Genomic DNA, 15,176 nt, shown 5'->3' with positions numbered 1-15,176 from the left:
CCTCTACGGTAGGGGTCGACCGGGCGGCGTCCCGGTCAGCGCCCGGGTGTGTCTTCGATGGAGACGACTCTCAGCGTGCGTACGACGGGCATGCGGCACGCACAGAGCGACGCACTCTCAGTGCCGCCGGGCCACCGGCAGCGGGATGGCCGCCGCCGCACGATCCTCCGCCGTCACCGCGGCGGCGTCCTCCGGCGCCTCGCCGTCCATCCAGCGCCGCAGGACGCCCTGCTGCAGCTCCTCCGACACCAGGCCGAAGCAGTAGTGGTCGCGCCAGTCGCCGTTGATGTGGATGTAGCGCCGGCGCAGCCCCTCGTAGCGGAAGCCGAGCTTCTCGACCACGCGCAGGCTCGGCGCGTTCTCCGGGCGGATGCAGATCTCCATGCGGTGCAGGCCGAGTTGGTAGAAGCAGTAGTCGGTCGCGAGCGCCACGGCGGTCGGCGTGATGTTGCGGCCGGCGAACTCCTCCGCGATCCAGTAGCCGATGGTTGCGCTGGAGAGCGAGCCGTAGGTCACCGACGACACGTTGAGCTGGCCGGCCAGCCGTCCGTCGTACTCCACGATGAACGGGAGGCCGTGTCCGGCGCGCGCGTTCGCCAGCAGGGAGCGGATGCTCGCGCGCGTGTCGAACGCCCCCGGCGCGTAGGGGCTGGTGGCCTCCCACTGCCGCAGCCAGGACCGGTTGTCGAGCAGCGAGCGCTCCAGGGCGCGCGCGTCCCGCAGGCGGATCGGTCGCAGTCCGATGCGTCCCTCGCTGAGCGTGGGGATGACGAACGCCACAGCGTCCTCCTTCTGCGGCGACCGTTCGCCGCAGGTATGACGCTAGCGGTTTCCGCCCTCCGATGCGTCAGCCGTGTCGATGGGCATCTCGTCGAGGATCTCGCGCGGCTCGTCGCGGAGGCCGTCGGCGAATTCCTTCAGCCACGGCCGGAGCTCCGGACCGAGATCCTCGCGGTCGACCGCGAGCTGCACGATCGCCTTGATGTAGTCGAGGCGGTCGCCGGTGTCGTACCGGCGGCCGCGGAAGACGACGCCGTACACCCCGCCTGTCCAGTCCGGCGCCTCCGCCATCGACTGGAGCGCGTCGGTGAGCTGGATCTCGCCGCCGCGGCCGGGCTCCGTGCGCTCGAGCACGTCGAACACCTCCGGGCGCAGCACGTAGCGGCCGATGATCGCGTAGTTGGAGGGCGCCTTGTCCGCGTCCGGCTTCTCGACCAGGCCCGTGATACGGACCACGTCGTCGTCGCCGGTCTCCTCGATCGCGGCCGCGCCGTACAGGTGGATGGACTCGGGAGGCACCTCCATCAGCGCGATGACGGTCGCATTGTAGTGCTGCTGCACCTCGAGCATGTGCTGCAGGAGGTCGTCGCGGGAGTCGATGATGTCGTCACCGAGCAGCACCGCGAACGGCTCGCGCCCCACGTGCATCTTGGCGCGCAGCACCGCATGGCCGAGGCCCTTCGGGTCGCCCTGGCGGACGTAGTGGAGGTCGGCGAGCGAGGTCGAGTAGTTGACCTTCTCGAGCCGGTCCGTGTCGCCCTTCTTCTTGAGCGTTTCCTCCAGCTCGGCGTTGCGGTCGAAGTGGTTCTCGAGCGCGTTCTTGTTGCGCCCGGTGATCATCAGCACGTCGTGCAGTCCGGCCGCGACGGCCTCCTCGACCACGTACTGGATGGCCGGCTTGTCGACGACCGGCAGCATCTCTTTCGGCATCGCCTTGGTCGCCGGGAGGAACCGGGTGCCGAGGCCGGCCGCAGGGATCACTGCTTTCGTCACGTGAGTAGCCATACCCAGCACACTATCCGCATTTCGATCGGGCTCCCGGAGCGATCTTCTAGGATTGCGCTATGGAGACCGACACAGCAGCCCATCGAAAGCGCGCACTGCGCGCCGAGCTGCGCGAGCGCCGGCAGAACCTGACGAGCACCGAACGACAGGCCGCGACCGCCGGAATCACCCGGAACTTGGTCGACCTGACGACCGACCTCTCAGCCCGGTCCGTGGCCTGCTACCTGTCGACGACGATCGAGCCCGACACCCGTCCGTTCGTCAACTGGGCCGTCGCCCAAGGGCTGCGCGTGCTGCTCCCGGTCTCCCGCGCGGACGGCCTCCTGGACTGGACCACCGGCGACGGCGAGACCGAGACCGAGGGCCTGTTCGGGATGCCGGAGGCCGTCGGCGAGCTGCTCGGACCGATCGCGATCAACGACGTCGACCTCATCGTCGTGCCGGCCGCCGCCGTCGACGCGACCGGGATGCGGATGGGCTGGGGCCGCGGCTATTTCGACAAGACGCTCGGCAGCATGGAAAAATGTCCCCCGGTGTACGCCGTCGTGTTCGACGGCGAGCTCGTCGACGAGGTCCCGCGCGAGCGGCACGATCAGCCGGTCGACGGCGCGGTCACCCCGACTCGCATCGTCCAGTTCACCTGACCCACCCAGCACACGGAAGACCATGCCCACTTACTCCTACTCGTGCCGCGACTGCGGCCACGCCTTCGACATCCACCAGGCGTTCACCGACGACGCGCTCACGGTCTGCCCGAACTGCGGCGGCCACTTGCGCAAGGTGTTCGGCACGGTCGGCGTGACGTTCAACGGGTCCGGGTTCTACCGGACCGACTCGCGCGGCGGGGCGAAGACGGGTGGAGGGTCGTCGTCCGGCCCCTCGTCGTCGGGCTCGTCGGGCTCGTCGTCCTCGTCTTCCTCGTCTACGGGCTCGTCTTCCGGCTCGTCGTCGTCTTCTTCCGGCTCGTCGGGCTCCGCCTCGTCGTCCTCATCGGGCTCCGCAGCCTGATTCCGCGCCCGCCCGGGCGCACAGCACCACCAGTTCCATCCACCTGGCGAAAGGACCGGTCTTGCTCAAAGGCTTCCGAGAGTTCATCCTCCGTGGGAACGTGCTCGACCTGGCGGTCGCGGTCGTCATCGGCGCCGCGTTCACCGCGGTCGTCACGGCGATCGTGACGAACCTGATCAACCCCGTGATCAGCGCGTTCTTCAAGCAGAGCGACCTCAGCCACGCGATGGTGGTCACCATCAACGGGTCGAGCATCAAGTTCGGCGCGATCCTCGGCGCGCTCATCAACTTCCTGATCGTCGCGGTCGTGGTCTACTTCGTCTTCGTCTTCCCGATCAACAAGATCAAGGAGCGGGCGGACCGTCTGCGCAAGAAGGGCGTCGTGCAGCCGGACGCCCCGGTCACCGACCTCGACCTGCTCACGGAGATCCGCGACCTCCTGAAGGCGCAGCAGGCGCCGCCGTCGGCGAACGCCGGCCGGCACGCCGACCCGCTGCCGTAAGCGGCAGCCGAACTCAGTAGTGCGGCGGCACGTCCCGTCGCAGCTGCTCGTCGTTCGGCGACCAGGAGCCTTCCTCGCCGTCACGCTCAGGAATATGCGGCGTGGGGTCGGCGCCCGGAGCGCCCTCCCGCCGTACGCGCCGCGACCGGCGCGCGGGGCGTTCGTCGTCGGGCTTGTCGTTCACCACTCCAGCGTAGCCGTGCCACGCCCCCGAGGACGTGCCACGCCCTCGAGCGATTCGTCACGAATGTCGTGATTCGCGAACGCCTACATTCGCGCCGAATGTCGCGAATAGCGGCGCCAAAAGCGACATTCGTCACGAATGTCGCGAACCACGAATGCCGGCGGCGGAACCGTCAGAGTTGCGGGAGCGTGATGGGCGCGGTTTCGGTGCTCGCCTCGTCGTTGACGCCGATGAGGCGGGCGACCCGGGAGGCGACGGCGTCCGGGTCGGCGAACAGCTCGAAGCTGTGGACGCGCAGGTAGTGCCAGCCGAGGCGGCGCAGCACGTCCGGGCGCAGCCGGAGGGATTCCCGGAGGCTGCCGCGGTTGACGTCCTCGTCCGTCTCGACCACGACGGCGCGGCCCGCGTTCGACGCCACCAGCGTGAGCTTGCCGCGGTAGCCGATCTGCACATCCAGCCCTCGGCGCGCCAGGCGCTTTGCGAGATCGACCACCATCGGGTCGGCGTCCGGGCTCAGGTACTCGGGCGCTGCGGCCTGGAGCTGGTCTGCCTCCCCCAGCACCTGGGCGAGCGCCGCGATGCCGTGACGCATCCGGGAATCGTCGATGTCGTCGGGGCGGAAGCAGGAGACGATGTCCATGCCGCGGCGCGCGCGGGTCATGCCGACCGCGAGCAGGCGGTCGCCGCCCGGCTCGGCGAGCGCGCCGAAGTTGGACAGCAGGCGGCCGTGCGGAGTGCGGCCGTAGCCGATCGAGAACACGACGCGGTCGCGGCTCTGGGCGACGGACTGCTCCAGCGTGACGACGGTGAACGGCTCCGGCCGGTCGCCCAGGATGAAGTCCGCGAGCTCGTTCCGCTTGGCGAACGCGGAGAGCACCGCCTGGTTGACGCGCACCGCGTGCCGTTCGCTCGCGGTGATGACCATGAGGGACTCGCGCGGCCGCTCGGTCGCGTGCCGCAGCACGAGCTCGACGACCTTCGCCACCTCGGCGTCCGTGCTCTCCACGGCGCCGGTGTCCGTGTCGGGCATCCCCTGGCCGCCGGTGACGTAGTGGAGGGCGAGACTGCCGTGGCCGAGGTAGGTGCCGGCCCACGGGAGGGAGTCGATGTTGCCGCCGTAGAACCGGCGGTTGACCAGCTCGGCCAGGTCTTCGCCGCCGGCCCGGTAGCTGCGGGCAAGCGTGAAGACGGGCAGCAGCTCGGAGAGCCGGGCGAGCGCCGAGTCGGCGTGCAGGGAGTCCACATCCGCGGTCTCCACCGTCGTGCCGTACTCGTGCACGCCGACATCGAAGCGGGACGGGGTCTGGGTCACCGGGTCGCCGAACGCGACGACCTGACGGGCCCGGCGCAGCACGGGGACGTTCTCGGCGAGGGTGGAGGCGCCGGCGTCGATGAGCACGACGGTGTCGAACGCGACCTCGGCGTCGATGGCGGGGACCTCATAGGGCGAGACCAGCCAGACCGGGGCGAGCGGGCGCGCGAGATGCGGTGCCGCGGCGTTGAGCGTCGCCGCGGTGGGCGCGCTCGTCGTCAGCAGCTTCTTGAGCGCCTTGGCCTCCTCCGGCCAGTCGACGATGCCGATCTTCCAGGTCTCGGCGAGCATCCACGCGAGCTGCTTGCCGGTCGCGGAGGCGTGGGCTTCGTCCACCAGGCGGAAGTCCGCCTCCAACCGGTCGAGCACGCTGGTGTTGCCGCTGAGGAGGGCGCGGTCGGAGGCCAGCAGCGCCTCCAGCACCGACTGCCACCAGGCCAGCTCCAGCTCGGCGCTGACCTGCGACTCCGGCACGTGCCGCACGGACAGGTCGGACAGCAGCGGGTCCAGCCCGCGCTCGCGGAGCAGCCCGAGCAGCGCAGTGCGCTCCTGCAGGTTGGCGAGCACCTCGGACTCGGCCGCGAGGCCGGCGACCTGGCGGGTCAACTCCTCGACCGGGAGGGCGGCGAGGGACTGCGGGGTCCCGACGCGGCGCAGCGGGATGTCGAGCCGGGCGAGGTCCTCCGCGACGCGTTGGTACGCGACCTGCACGTCCGCGATGCCGACCGGCACCTCGGGCAGGACGCCGGCGACGGCGAACCGGTTCCAGAGGATGCGCTGCTGCTGGATGCGGCGCAGGGCCTCGTTGAGGTCGGTGACGTGCACGCCGGGGCGGACGTACTCCAGGGCGAGCTTGCGCAGCCGGCGGCGGTTCGCGCCCGACATGGCGGGCGACTCGCGGCGGGAGGAGGTCGCGGCGATCAGCTCGGCGATCGAGCGGTCGAACACGGCAGGCGTGAAGCGGTCGAGAGTCTCCCGCACGTCGAGCAGCAGCCGCAGGTAGACGCCGAGTTCGGCGATCGACTCGAACGGCCGCATCCGGGTCTGCCCGATCAGCGCCTTGGCGCGGTCCAGCAGTCGGGGCAGCTCGGCGCGGCTGAGCTTCTTGGCCAGGTCGTGGGCGGCCTTGCCCTCCTCGGTCGTGCCGAAGGAGGCGCCGTACCAGGGCGAGTCGTTGGGTCCGTAGCGGAACTCGCCGAGACGGGCGGCACGGATCAGCGCGTCCGCCGCGGCGTCGCGCCCGGACGCGAGGACCTCGATGGAGGCCCGGCTGAGGCGCGCGGTCGTGGACGGCGGCGCGGGCAGCAGCGCGAGCCGGGACAGCTCGCGCAGGGCGTCCAGCACCGAGACGTGCAGCACCGGGTCGCGGCGGGCGAGCGCCGCGCGGTAGTCCAGGAGCACTTTGCGGAGGCGGACGAGCGCGTCGTCCACGTCGGTGACGCGCGGCTGCTCGGCCTTCTCGTTGCGGCCGATCGACTGGATGAGGTCGCGGCGGAGGCTCCGCGGCGTGACGGCGAGGCCGGGCAGGCCGACCTTCGCGAACCGCTGGGCGATGTCCTCCAGGCTGGAGCGCCGGGGACCCACGACCAGGACGCGTTTGTGCTGCGCGACCAGTGCGCCGACCGCGTTGACGACGGTCTGGGTGCCACCGGTGCCCGGGAGGGTCTTCACGACGAGCGAGTTGCCCGCGGCGATCTGGGCGACGACGTTCTCCTGCGCCTCGTCGGCGTCGAGCAGGAGCGAGTCGGTGGCCGGCGGCCGCTCGTCCTGGCGGACGGGCTGGGCCGGGTTGAAGGCGCTCTCGATCGTGGTGCGCGCGGTCGGGTTGCCGGCGAGGGCGTCCAGGAGCGTGGTGTCCAGGTCGTCGGCCTCGGCGCGCAGCGCGGGCGCGACGTCCACGAAGGAGGACACCACCAGGCGCGGCTGGACGTTGAACCAGGGCAGGTGGGAGGTGAGGCCGCGCAGCCGGTCGATCACCGGCTGCGGCTTGAAGGCGCCGTTGTCGAGGGCGAGCGCCACGAACGCGCTGGCGTCGAGCGTGATCTGGAACTGCTCGGCCAGCGCCTTCGACAGCTCCGGGTTGAGGAACGGCTGGCCCTTGAGCTTCAGCTCGAAGTCCCGGCCGTAGCGGCGGATCGCCATCGGGCGCAGCAGGATCGGCGCCATGAACTCGTCGGTGCCGTGCCGCCACTGCGCGAGACCGATCGCAAGATGTACGGATTCGATGCCGCGCACCGAGCGCAGCTCGATGCCCTTCGCCGTGATCGCGTTGGCCGCGGCGCGCGCGGTGCGCAGGGCGAGCTCGTCCCGGATCAGGCTGGAGAGCAGCGTGCTCTGCCCGGTGATGAACTGCGGGAGGCCGCCGGGATGCGTCGTGCTCAATTCGATGCGCGTCCGCGGGCTGTCCTCGAAGTGCAGCAGCGGCGAGTCGCCGCCGATCGCCGCGATCTCCTTGCGCCAGCGCGCCCACACCGGCTCGGCGATGTTGCCGGCCACGAGACCGGCCTCGCCGAGGCTGAGCGTGTGCGGCGAGGTGGTGTTGGCGGCCGGTCGCAGGGCGTCGCCCTCCGGCACGTCGGACGTCATGTCGTCGTCGTCCTCGCTCTTCCTATCCAGTCGCCACACACCGACACCCTACGTGCCGATCCGCGAAACATCTGGCAATCGGCCGGGTTTCGCGTCAAGTCGCCGCGTCGGACGGGCCTCAGGACGGCGTCGTGCGTGCGGCGGCCGGCTCCGGCGCGGCCTCCCGGGATGCGCGGCGGCCGCCGAGGAAGAGCAGCGCGAGCACACCGCACAGGAGATAGAGGGAGGCCTGCACGTCGAGCACCCGGACTGCGCCGACGGAAGCGGCGATGAGCCCGGCCACCAGGAGGCCGACGCCCTGGGCCGCGCCGGAGATCGTCCTCACCGCCGCGATCACCCGCCCGAGCGTGGCGCGCGGCGTGACCGTCTGCACGAGCGTGATCTCCCCCGTCTCGGTCGCGACCGCAGGCAGGCCCATCGCGATGAACAGCCCGGCATAGACCCACACCGCGGTGGTGACGGGCGCCAGGTTCCAGGTGAGCAACGAGAGCGCGCCGAACACCAGGTAGCCGATCCCGATCAGCCAGCGCGGCGCGACCCGGCGCACCAGCAGCCCGGCGAGGAGGCCGCCGAGCACGCCGCCGATCGCCTGCACGCCGCGCAGGACGCCGACTTCCGTGCCCCCGGCGTGCAGGTTCTCGGTCACGTAGACGATGAAGAGGACGAGGAACACGCCCTGCGCCACGCTCCCGATCACGGCGATGACCGCCACTGTCGCAAGCTCCCGGCTGCGGACGATGGTGGCGATGCCCTCCAGCCACTCGCGCAGGAGGCGGCGCTCGACCGCGGGGGCGGACTCCTCCCCCGGCTCCGGGACACGCGGCGCGAGCGGGCGGGTGAGCGCGACCAGGAGGGCGGTCACGGCGAAGGACACGGCGTCCACCGCCACGACGCCCGGGAGTCCGGACACCGCGAAGGCGAGGCCGCCGAGCGGCGAGCCGACCAGCCGTGCGAGGTTGTCGGCGATGGCGAGGAGCGCGTTGCCTCTGCCGAGCTCGTCCGGCTTCAGCAGACGCGGGACCATCGACTGCCGCGCCGGGTTCATGACCGCGCCGAGGCAGGACTGCACGGCGGCGACCGCGTACACGATGCCCATCCGGTCCGGGCCGGCGGCGAGCAGCGGCAACAGTGCCAGGCCCTGGATGAGCGCGGTGACGATCATGGTGCGCCGCGGGTCCCAGCGATCGACCAGCACGCCGAGGAAGGTGCCGGCGAGCAGCATCGGGATGAGTTCGGCGAGGAACACGGTCGACGCGCCGAGCGCGGACCCGGTCGCCGAGAACGCGAACAGCGGGAGGGCGATCATCAGGAGCCAGTCGCCGGTGTCGGAGACGAGTCCGGCCGACCAGATCAGCGCGTAATCGCGGCGGAGCAGCGGAGAGCGGGTCACGGCTCGGTCCCTTCGTTCTGGCCGGGCTGCTTCTGGCCGGGCTGCTTCTCGGCGGGCTCCTTCTCGGCCGGCTCCTTCTCGGCGGGGTGCCGGAAGGCGTTGAGGCCCAGCACCACCACCGCGCTGTCGTCGGGCGCGTCCGCCCGGGTGAGCGCGATGTACGGGCGGATGAGCGCGTCCAGCCGCTCCCCCAGCTCGCGGAGCTCGCCGGGCGTGATCCGCAGCGCGTAGCCGGAGAGGATGCTCGCCTCCCGCCACTCGGGCGGCACGCTGTCGCGCTCCGCGATCGAGCGGTGCAGGCGCGCGGCGTCCTCGTCGATCTGGTGATCGGCGAAGAAACGCTCGACGGAGTCGGCGCCGAACCGCATGGCCGGGTCCTCGGTGCGGCCGAGTGTGAGCCCGGTGGCGGTCGACTGCCAGGGGCGCTCGCGGCCGTCCTCTGCCTCCACCCGCTCCACGAGGCCGAACTTGGCCAGGGCGCGCAGGTGGTAGCTGCAGTTGGAGGGCGTGGAGCCGACCGCATCGGCGCACTCGCTCGCAGTGCTCGCGCCGAACGACATCAGGTGGTCGAGCAGCGCGAGCCGGAGCGGGTGGGCGAGCGCCCGGAGTGCCCGCGGGTCGGTGACCGTTCGCCGGTCCTCGCGGCGGCCTCCCTGCGGCCGATCATCCGATGTGAAAGACATGTTTCAGATTGTGCGCGCTGCTTTCTTTCACGTCAAGTCGAACGGATCGCTCGGTGGCGGGAATGATCCCCACGAAGGGCTGTTGTTCACAGGGATGAACGAAATCTCCCGGGCGAGCGTCGGTTTCCGTTCCGAACGCGGACCGATCCTGATCGCACTCATGCTGACGACAGGACTGGTCGCGATCGACGCGACCATCCTCGCCACCGCTGTCCCCTCGATCGTGCGCGACCTGGGCGGCTTCGCTTCGTTCCCGTGGCTGTTCTCCATCTATCTGCTGGCGCAAGCGGTCTCCGTGCCGGTCTACGCCAAGCTCTCCGACACGGTCGGGCGGAAGCCGATCGTCCTCGCGGGCATCGGGCTGTTCTTCCTCGGCTCGGTGCTCTGCGGGTTCGCCTGGAGCATGCCGGCGCTCATCGCGTTCCGCGCCCTGCAGGGGCTCGGCGCCGGCGCTATCCAGCCGATGTCGATGACGATCGCCGGCGACATCTACACGGTCGCCGAGCGCGCGAAGACGCAGGGTTACCTCGCGAGCGTCTGGGCGATCTCTTCGGTCGTCGGTCCGACGCTCGGCGGGCTGTTCTCGCAGTTCCTGTCCTGGCGGTGGATCTTCTTCGTCAACGTGCCGCTCTGCATCCTGGCGGCGTGGATGCTGATCCGCAGCTTCCACGAGAGCATCGAGCGGAAGAAGCACCGCATCGACTATGCGGGATCCGTTCTGCTGACCGCCGGGATGTCGCTGCTCATCCTGGCGGTGCTGGAGGGCGGCCAGGCCTGGGCGTGGGACTCGGTCTGGAGCATCGGCGCGTTCGCGCTCGGCGCCCTCCTGCTGGTCGCCTTCGCGTTCGTCGAGCGCCACGCGGCCGAGCCGGTCATGCCGCTGTGGGTGTTCTCGCGCAGGCTGCTGGTCACGACCACGCTCGTCTCACTCGGGATCGGCGCCATCCTGATCGGCCTCACCTCGTACGTCCCCACCTATCTGGAGGCCACGGTCGGGGCTCCCCCACTGGTCGCCGGCCTCGCGGTCGCCGCGCTGACGCTCGGCTGGCCGATCGCGGCCAGCATCTCCGGACGGTTCTATCTGCGGATCGGATTCCGCAGCACGGCCCTGCTCGGCACGGGCATCGCGATCGTCGGGACCATCATTCTGGCCGCGACGAGTGTGCACCCGAGCGTGCTGTTCGTGGCCGTGAGCTGTTTCGTCGTCGGGCTCGGGATGGGCCTCGTGGCGACTCCGACGCTGATCGCGGCGCAGTCGAGCGTGTCCTGGAGCGAGCGCGGCGTGGTCACCGGGACGAACATGTTCGCGCGCTCGATCGGCAGCGCGGTCGGCGTGGCGGTCTTCGGCGCGATCGCGAACGCGATCATCCTCTCCAGCACCGGCGGCGCGCACTCGCCCGCGGCCGTGCAGGGCGCGTCGACCGCGGTCTTCACGGCGGTGGCCGTGGTCGCGGCGCTGACCATCGTGGCAGGCGTCGCGATGCCGCGCTCGCGCGTCGAGGACGTCGAGTTCGGGCGCGCGCCGGCCGCCGCCGACTGACCCACGACCTCCGCAGAGGGTCGCAACACGCCGTCATCCCGGTGCGATGACGGCGTGTTGCGACCCCTCTGCTGCGTGCTGGTAATGTGTGGTCTGACCATATGGTCCGACCACAGGAGGAGCCAGCGTCATGACGACGGAGCCGAAGGCGTGGGAGAGCGTGCTCGCCCGCATCGAGGAGCGCCTCGTCGACGGCCGGCTGCGGCCCGGCGACCACCTGCCGCCCGAGCGCGCGCTGTCCGCAGAGTTCGGCGTCGCCCGCTCCAGCGTTCGCGAGGCGATCCGGGTGCTGGAGGCGATGGGCCTGATCCGCACCCAGACCGGGTCGGGGCCGAGCTCCGGCGCGATCATCGTGGCGCGACCGCTCGGCGGGATGCAGGCGCTGATGCGCCTCCAGGTCGCCGCGAGCGGGTTCCCGGTCGCCGACGTGGTCAGCACGCGACTGCTGCTGGAGTCGTCGGTCGCGGGCGAGCTCGCCGAGCGCGGGTCCGCCGACCTGACCGACGCCCGGCAGCTCCTCGACGCGATGGACGACACCGCCCTCACCGCGCAGGAGTTCTTGGCGCTCGACGCGCAGTTCCACCTCGCCCTCGCGGAGGCGGCCGGCAACACGGTCGTCGCCACGACGATGGCCGGCCTCCGCAGCTCGATCGAGGGCTATGTGCTCGCCGGCGCCGCTCGCATCCCCGAGTGGGAGGTCATGGCCGCCCGGCTCCGCGCCGAGCACCGCGGCGTGATCGACGCCATCGACGCCGGCGACCCGACGGCGGCGCGCACCCGCATCCACGACCACATCAGCGGCTACTACCGCGACGCACACACCCTGTCCACCGACGCACGTTAGGCACACGAACATGGTCACCCGCCAACTCCCCAGGCCCGCCGAGCTGCTCGAGCTCATGTCCTTCAAGAAGCCCGAGTTCGACGCGAAGAAGCGCCGGCTGAGCGCCGCGCTCACGATCGAGGACCTGCGCGCGATCGCGAAGCGCCGCACGCCGAAGGCCGCCTTCGACTACACCGAGGGCGCCGCGGAGGGCGAGCTGTCGCTGGCCCGCGCGCGGCAGGCGTTCCAGGACATCGAGTTCCACCCGTCGATCCTGCGCGACGTGTCCACGGTCGACACCTCGTGCGAGATCTGGGGCGGCCCGTCGGCGATGCCGTTCGGGATCGCGCCGACCGGCTTCACCCGCCTGATGCAGACCGAGGGCGAGGTCGCCGGAGCGGGAGCCGCGGGCGCGGCCGGCATCCCGTTCACCCTCTCGACGCTCGGCACGACCTCCATCGAGGGTGTGAAGGCCGCCAACCCCAACGGACGCAACTGGTTCCAGCTCTATGTGATGCGCGACCGGGAGATCTCCTACGAGCTGGTGCGCCGTGCCGCCGCGAACGGGTTCGACACCCTGTTCTTCACTGTCGACACCCCGGTCGCCGGCGCACGCCTGCGCGACAAGCGCAACGGCTTCTCCATCCCCCCGCAACTCACCCTGGGCACCATCGTCAACGCCATCCCGCGGCCGTGGTGGTGGTACGACTTCCTCACCACGCCGAAGCTGGAGTTCGCGTCGCTGTCCTCCACCGGCGGCACGGTGGGCGAGCTGCTCGACTCCGCCATGGACCCGTCGATCAGCTTCGCCGACCTCGACATCATCCGCAGCATGTGGCCGGGCAAGATCGTCGTCAAGGGCGTGCAGAACGTGGAGGACTCCCGGAAGCTCGTGGACCTCGGCGTCGACGGCATCGTGCTCTCCAACCACGGCGGCCGCCAGCTCGACCGTGCGCCGATCCCCTTCCACCTGCTGCCGAAGGTCGTGGAGGCGGTCGGCGACCGCACCGAGGTCGCGATCGACACCGGCATCATGAACGGCGCGGACATCGTCGCCGCCTATGCGCTCGGCGCGAAGTTCGCGCTGATCGGACGGGCCTACCTGTATGGGCTGATGGCGGGCGGCCGCGCCGGCGTCGACCGCACCATCCAGATCCTCGGCGACCAGATCGTGCGCACCATGAAGCTCCTGGAGGTGCCGACCCTCGCCGACCTGACGCCGGCGCATGTGACGCAGCTCCAGCGCCTCGTCCCGGTCGCGTCCCCCGGCGCGACGGCGCGGGTCTGACGCGCCCGGCCGGATCCGCCCGAACTCCAGCGGGCGCTCGGCGCATCCAAAGCTTTTGCCCATACGCTTGCTTCTCGGATACCGTCCCACTTTCTCGAATGGAATGACCTGAATGGCTGCTACGGGCAGAGGCGCCGCGACCCCGACGAAGAACGATCGCCGAGCCGAGGCGCGCGAGACCGCTCGCCGCATGCGCGAGGAGGCCGCGAAGAAGGCCAAGCGGCGCAAGATCGTCGTCCAGAGCTCGGTGATCGTCGGCATCATCGCGGTGCTCGCGATCATCGGCGTCGTCATCTTCACCACCGTCGGCGGGACCAGCAGCGTCGCCAACCCGAAGAACATGCTCAGCGGCGGCATCCTGCTGACCCAGGCCGACAAGGCGGTCACGACGCCGGCGATCGCGCCCGGCGCCAAGCCCACGCCGACGAAGCAGACGCTCGACGGCAAGACCGCGCACATCCAGATCTGGCTCGACTACCAGTGCCCGTACTGCGACCAGTTCGAGACCACGAACTCCTCCCAGATGAAGCAGTGGATGTCGGACGGCTCGGCGACGCTCGAGATCCACCCGATCGCGATCCTCGACTCCAGCACCAACAACCAGTATTCGACCCGCGCCGCGGCGGCGATGTCGTGCGTGGCGAACTACGAGCCGGACAAGTACTTCGACCTCAACAGCGTGCTGTTCGCCAACCAGCCGAACGAGCAGACCGGGTCGGGGCTGACGAACGCCAAGATGCTGTCCCTGTTCAAGAGCAACGGGGTCAGTTCGTCGGACATCACCAAATGCGTGAACGACCAGACGTTCTCGAAGTTCGTCACCGACCGCACGAACGACGCGGTGTCGAACTCGCAGCTCAAGAACCCGTCGACCGGCAGCTTCGGCACCCCGACCGTGTTCGTGAACGGCGAGCGCTACCAGGGCGGCTTCACCAACGCGTCGCAGTTCGCGGCCTTCGTCGCGGCGGCGGTCAAGGACGCCGGCTCGAGCGGCACGTACAGCTTCCCGAAGCCGTAGGCGTTTCCGGCCCCCTCTCCTGCCGCCCCCGCGCGCGGGTGTACCTTCGGCGCGAACGGGCGGAGAGCACGAGAAGCTCGAGCGCACGAGAGGAGACGGGCATGGACGACCGCATTCCGGAGGACGGCGCGGACGAGCCGGAGATCGGCGACTCCGACGCCGGTGACACAGCCGGCTGGGTGGACCCCGGCGACGGCGAGGTCGACTACGCGCTGGACGACCCGATCGCGGAAGCCGACTTCGCCGACGAGCTGGTGACGAACGACGGCGTGGCCGGCGAGACCGTGTGGGACGGCCCGGGCGACGGGAACGACGGGCCGACCGGCGGACAGCCGCGGGAGGCCGAGCCCTACTACGACGAGCACGATCCGGAGGGGAATCCGGGCGACGGCGTCCTCACCCAGGACGACGTCGACGAGGAAGGCATCTAAGCGGGGACGGCCTCCACCACCCCGTTCGCGCTGCGCTCCAGGAACGCGACGATGTCGCCGGACGGGAGGTCGGTGCCGATCGCGCTGGCGACCAGCACGTCCTCCGCGAACGCGATCCAGGAGCGCAGGCCGATGCGCAGCAGCGGGGTGTCCGCTGCGCCGAGCTCGAGGAACACGGCGAGGACGCGTTCGGCCTGCTCGGCCCTGGCCTCCTCGATCACCACGCGGACCTCCTCGTCGCCGCTCGCGACGCCGCGCACCAGCGAGTAGAACGTCCCGCTGTGGTCGCGCACGAAGGCGACGATCCGGGTCAGGGTGTCGTGCAGGCGTTCGCGCGGCGGCAGAGCGGGGACCGGCTCCGTGGCGTGCAGCATGCTGTCGCGCGCGGTGCGGACGACCTCCCGGTGCAGCCCCTGCTTCGACCCGAAGTAGTGGAACAGGAGGGCGCGCGACACCCCGGCCCGCGCCGACAGCTCCTCGATGGTCAGGGTGTCGAGCGGCTGGTCGGCGAGGTGCGCGACCCCGAGCGCGACGAGCTGGGCCCGGCGCTCGTCCGGGGTCAGCCGGGTGCGCCGATCGGTGTCCATGCGTCGAGCCTAGGCGCTCTCCGACGCGTCGGGAGTTGC

The 15,176-nt window shown here is 70.7% G+C and carries 15 protein-coding genes; 8 read left to right on the top strand and 7 right to left on the bottom strand.

Going from position 1 to position 15,176, the window contains the following annotated elements:
• Window positions 1-117 precede the first annotated feature (117 nt).
• Together ACRAWC_RS18965 and galU are read right to left on the bottom strand one after the other, a co-directional pair.
• On the bottom strand, window positions 118-780 hold the full coding sequence (locus ACRAWC_RS18965) for a GNAT family N-acetyltransferase (protein ID WP_431349117.1): 663 nt from the start codon (window positions 778-780) through the stop codon (window positions 118-120).
• A 42-nt stretch (window positions 781-822) separates the two neighbouring features.
• A complete protein-coding gene (gene galU, locus ACRAWC_RS18960; protein ID WP_431349116.1) occupies window positions 823-1,785 on the bottom strand; it encodes a UTP--glucose-1-phosphate uridylyltransferase GalU in 963 nt (320 codons plus the stop codon).
• 59 nt (window positions 1,786-1,844) lie between these two features.
• Here galU and ACRAWC_RS18955 point away from each other — a divergent pair, with 59 nt between their 5' ends.
• The 3 genes from ACRAWC_RS18955 to mscL all read left to right on the top strand — a co-directional run bounded on the left by ACRAWC_RS18955 (window position 1,845) and on the right by mscL (window position 3,295).
• Window positions 1,845-2,429: a 5-formyltetrahydrofolate cyclo-ligase gene (locus ACRAWC_RS18955; RefSeq protein WP_431349115.1), complete on the top strand. Its 585-nt coding sequence runs from the start codon at window positions 1,845-1,847 to the stop codon at window positions 2,427-2,429.
• A 22-nt stretch (window positions 2,430-2,451) separates the two neighbouring features.
• Entirely contained in the window at window positions 2,452-2,793 is a 342-nt protein-coding gene (locus ACRAWC_RS18950; protein ID WP_431349114.1) for an FmdB family zinc ribbon protein, read from the top strand.
• Between the two features lie 61 nt (window positions 2,794-2,854).
• Window positions 2,855-3,295, top strand: a complete 441-nt coding sequence (gene mscL, locus ACRAWC_RS18945; protein ID WP_431349113.1) for a large conductance mechanosensitive channel protein MscL — start codon at window positions 2,855-2,857, stop codon at window positions 3,293-3,295.
• Between the two features lie 13 nt (window positions 3,296-3,308).
• Here the strand turns inward: mscL and ACRAWC_RS18940 are convergent, their stop codons facing one another.
• The 4 genes from ACRAWC_RS18940 to ACRAWC_RS18925 all read right to left on the bottom strand — a co-directional run bounded on the left by ACRAWC_RS18940 (window position 3,309) and on the right by ACRAWC_RS18925 (window position 9,450).
• Complete coding sequence (locus tag ACRAWC_RS18940; RefSeq protein ID WP_431349112.1) at window positions 3,309-3,479, bottom strand: hypothetical protein; 171 nt, start codon at window positions 3,477-3,479, stop codon at window positions 3,309-3,311.
• Between the two features lie 172 nt (window positions 3,480-3,651).
• The gene (locus tag ACRAWC_RS18935) at window positions 3,652-7,416 is read right to left on the bottom strand and encodes an AAA family ATPase (RefSeq protein ID WP_431349111.1); all 3,765 of its coding nucleotides are present in this window, start codon (window positions 7,414-7,416) and stop codon (window positions 3,652-3,654) included.
• Window positions 7,417-7,495: 79 nt separating this feature from the next.
• The gene (locus ACRAWC_RS18930; RefSeq protein WP_431349110.1) at window positions 7,496-8,767 is read right to left on the bottom strand and encodes an MFS transporter; all 1,272 of its coding nucleotides are present in this window, start codon (window positions 8,765-8,767) and stop codon (window positions 7,496-7,498) included.
• Window positions 8,764-9,450: an ArsR/SmtB family transcription factor gene (locus tag ACRAWC_RS18925; protein ID WP_431349109.1), complete on the bottom strand. Its 687-nt coding sequence runs from the start codon at window positions 9,448-9,450 to the stop codon at window positions 8,764-8,766. Before ACRAWC_RS18925 ends, ACRAWC_RS18930 begins: the two co-directional genes overlap by 4 nt.
• A gap of 94 nt (window positions 9,451-9,544) precedes the next feature.
• On the opposite strand from ACRAWC_RS18925, the gene ACRAWC_RS18920 reads away from it, so the two are divergent.
• The 5 genes from ACRAWC_RS18920 to ACRAWC_RS18900 all read left to right on the top strand — a co-directional run bounded on the left by ACRAWC_RS18920 (window position 9,545) and on the right by ACRAWC_RS18900 (window position 14,550).
• Window positions 9,545-10,990 carry an MDR family MFS transporter gene (locus tag ACRAWC_RS18920; RefSeq protein ID WP_431349108.1) on the top strand — a complete coding sequence of 482 codons (1,446 nt, stop codon included), beginning with the start codon at window positions 9,545-9,547 and terminating at the stop codon, window positions 10,988-10,990.
• Between the two features lie 130 nt (window positions 10,991-11,120).
• Complete coding sequence (locus ACRAWC_RS18915; RefSeq protein ID WP_431349107.1) at window positions 11,121-11,834, top strand: FadR/GntR family transcriptional regulator; 714 nt, start codon at window positions 11,121-11,123, stop codon at window positions 11,832-11,834.
• Window positions 11,835-11,844: 10 nt separating this feature from the next.
• Window positions 11,845-13,101: an alpha-hydroxy acid oxidase gene (locus ACRAWC_RS18910; protein WP_431349106.1), complete on the top strand. Its 1,257-nt coding sequence runs from the start codon at window positions 11,845-11,847 to the stop codon at window positions 13,099-13,101.
• Window positions 13,102-13,291: 190 nt separating this feature from the next.
• A complete protein-coding gene (locus tag ACRAWC_RS18905; protein WP_431349105.1) occupies window positions 13,292-14,119 on the top strand; it encodes a DsbA family protein in 828 nt (275 codons plus the stop codon).
• 101 nt (window positions 14,120-14,220) lie between these two features.
• Window positions 14,221-14,550 carry a hypothetical protein gene (locus tag ACRAWC_RS18900; protein ID WP_431349104.1) on the top strand — a complete coding sequence of 110 codons (330 nt, stop codon included), beginning with the start codon at window positions 14,221-14,223 and terminating at the stop codon, window positions 14,548-14,550.
• On the opposite strand, the gene ACRAWC_RS18895 is transcribed toward ACRAWC_RS18900, so the two are convergent.
• On the bottom strand, window positions 14,547-15,137 hold the full coding sequence (locus ACRAWC_RS18895; RefSeq protein WP_431349103.1) for a TetR/AcrR family transcriptional regulator: 591 nt from the start codon (window positions 15,135-15,137) through the stop codon (window positions 14,547-14,549). The two genes, ACRAWC_RS18900 and ACRAWC_RS18895, sit on opposite strands and share 4 nt — an antisense overlap.
• Window positions 15,138-15,176 lie beyond the last annotated feature (39 nt).

The organism is Leifsonia sp. L25, assembly GCF_050632895.1.
Note: the sequence above shows the minus strand (reverse complement) of the source record. Positions and strands in the feature narration are given on the sequence as shown.

Coding starts and splice junctions, on each gene's coding strand:
- galU (WP_431349116.1), bottom strand. CDS start 1,785: ATGGCTACTCACGTGACGAAAGCAGTGATCCCTGCGGCCGGCCTCGGC.
- ACRAWC_RS18955 (WP_431349115.1), top strand. CDS start 1,845: ATGGAGACCGACACAGCAGCCCATCGAAAGCGCGCACTGCGCGCCGAG.
- ACRAWC_RS18950 (WP_431349114.1), top strand. CDS start 2,452: ATGCCCACTTACTCCTACTCGTGCCGCGACTGCGGCCACGCCTTCGAC.
- ACRAWC_RS18925 (WP_431349109.1), bottom strand. CDS start 9,450: ATGTCTTTCACATCGGATGATCGGCCGCAGGGAGGCCGCCGCGAGGAC.
- ACRAWC_RS18920 (WP_431349108.1), top strand. CDS start 9,545: ATGAACGAAATCTCCCGGGCGAGCGTCGGTTTCCGTTCCGAACGCGGA.
- ACRAWC_RS18915 (WP_431349107.1), top strand. CDS start 11,121: ATGACGACGGAGCCGAAGGCGTGGGAGAGCGTGCTCGCCCGCATCGAG.
- ACRAWC_RS18910 (WP_431349106.1), top strand. CDS start 11,845: ATGGTCACCCGCCAACTCCCCAGGCCCGCCGAGCTGCTCGAGCTCATG.
- ACRAWC_RS18905 (WP_431349105.1), top strand. CDS start 13,292: ATGCGCGAGGAGGCCGCGAAGAAGGCCAAGCGGCGCAAGATCGTCGTC.
- ACRAWC_RS18900 (WP_431349104.1), top strand. CDS start 14,221: ATGGACGACCGCATTCCGGAGGACGGCGCGGACGAGCCGGAGATCGGC.
- ACRAWC_RS18895 (WP_431349103.1), bottom strand. CDS start 15,137: ATGGACACCGATCGGCGCACCCGGCTGACCCCGGACGAGCGCCGGGCC.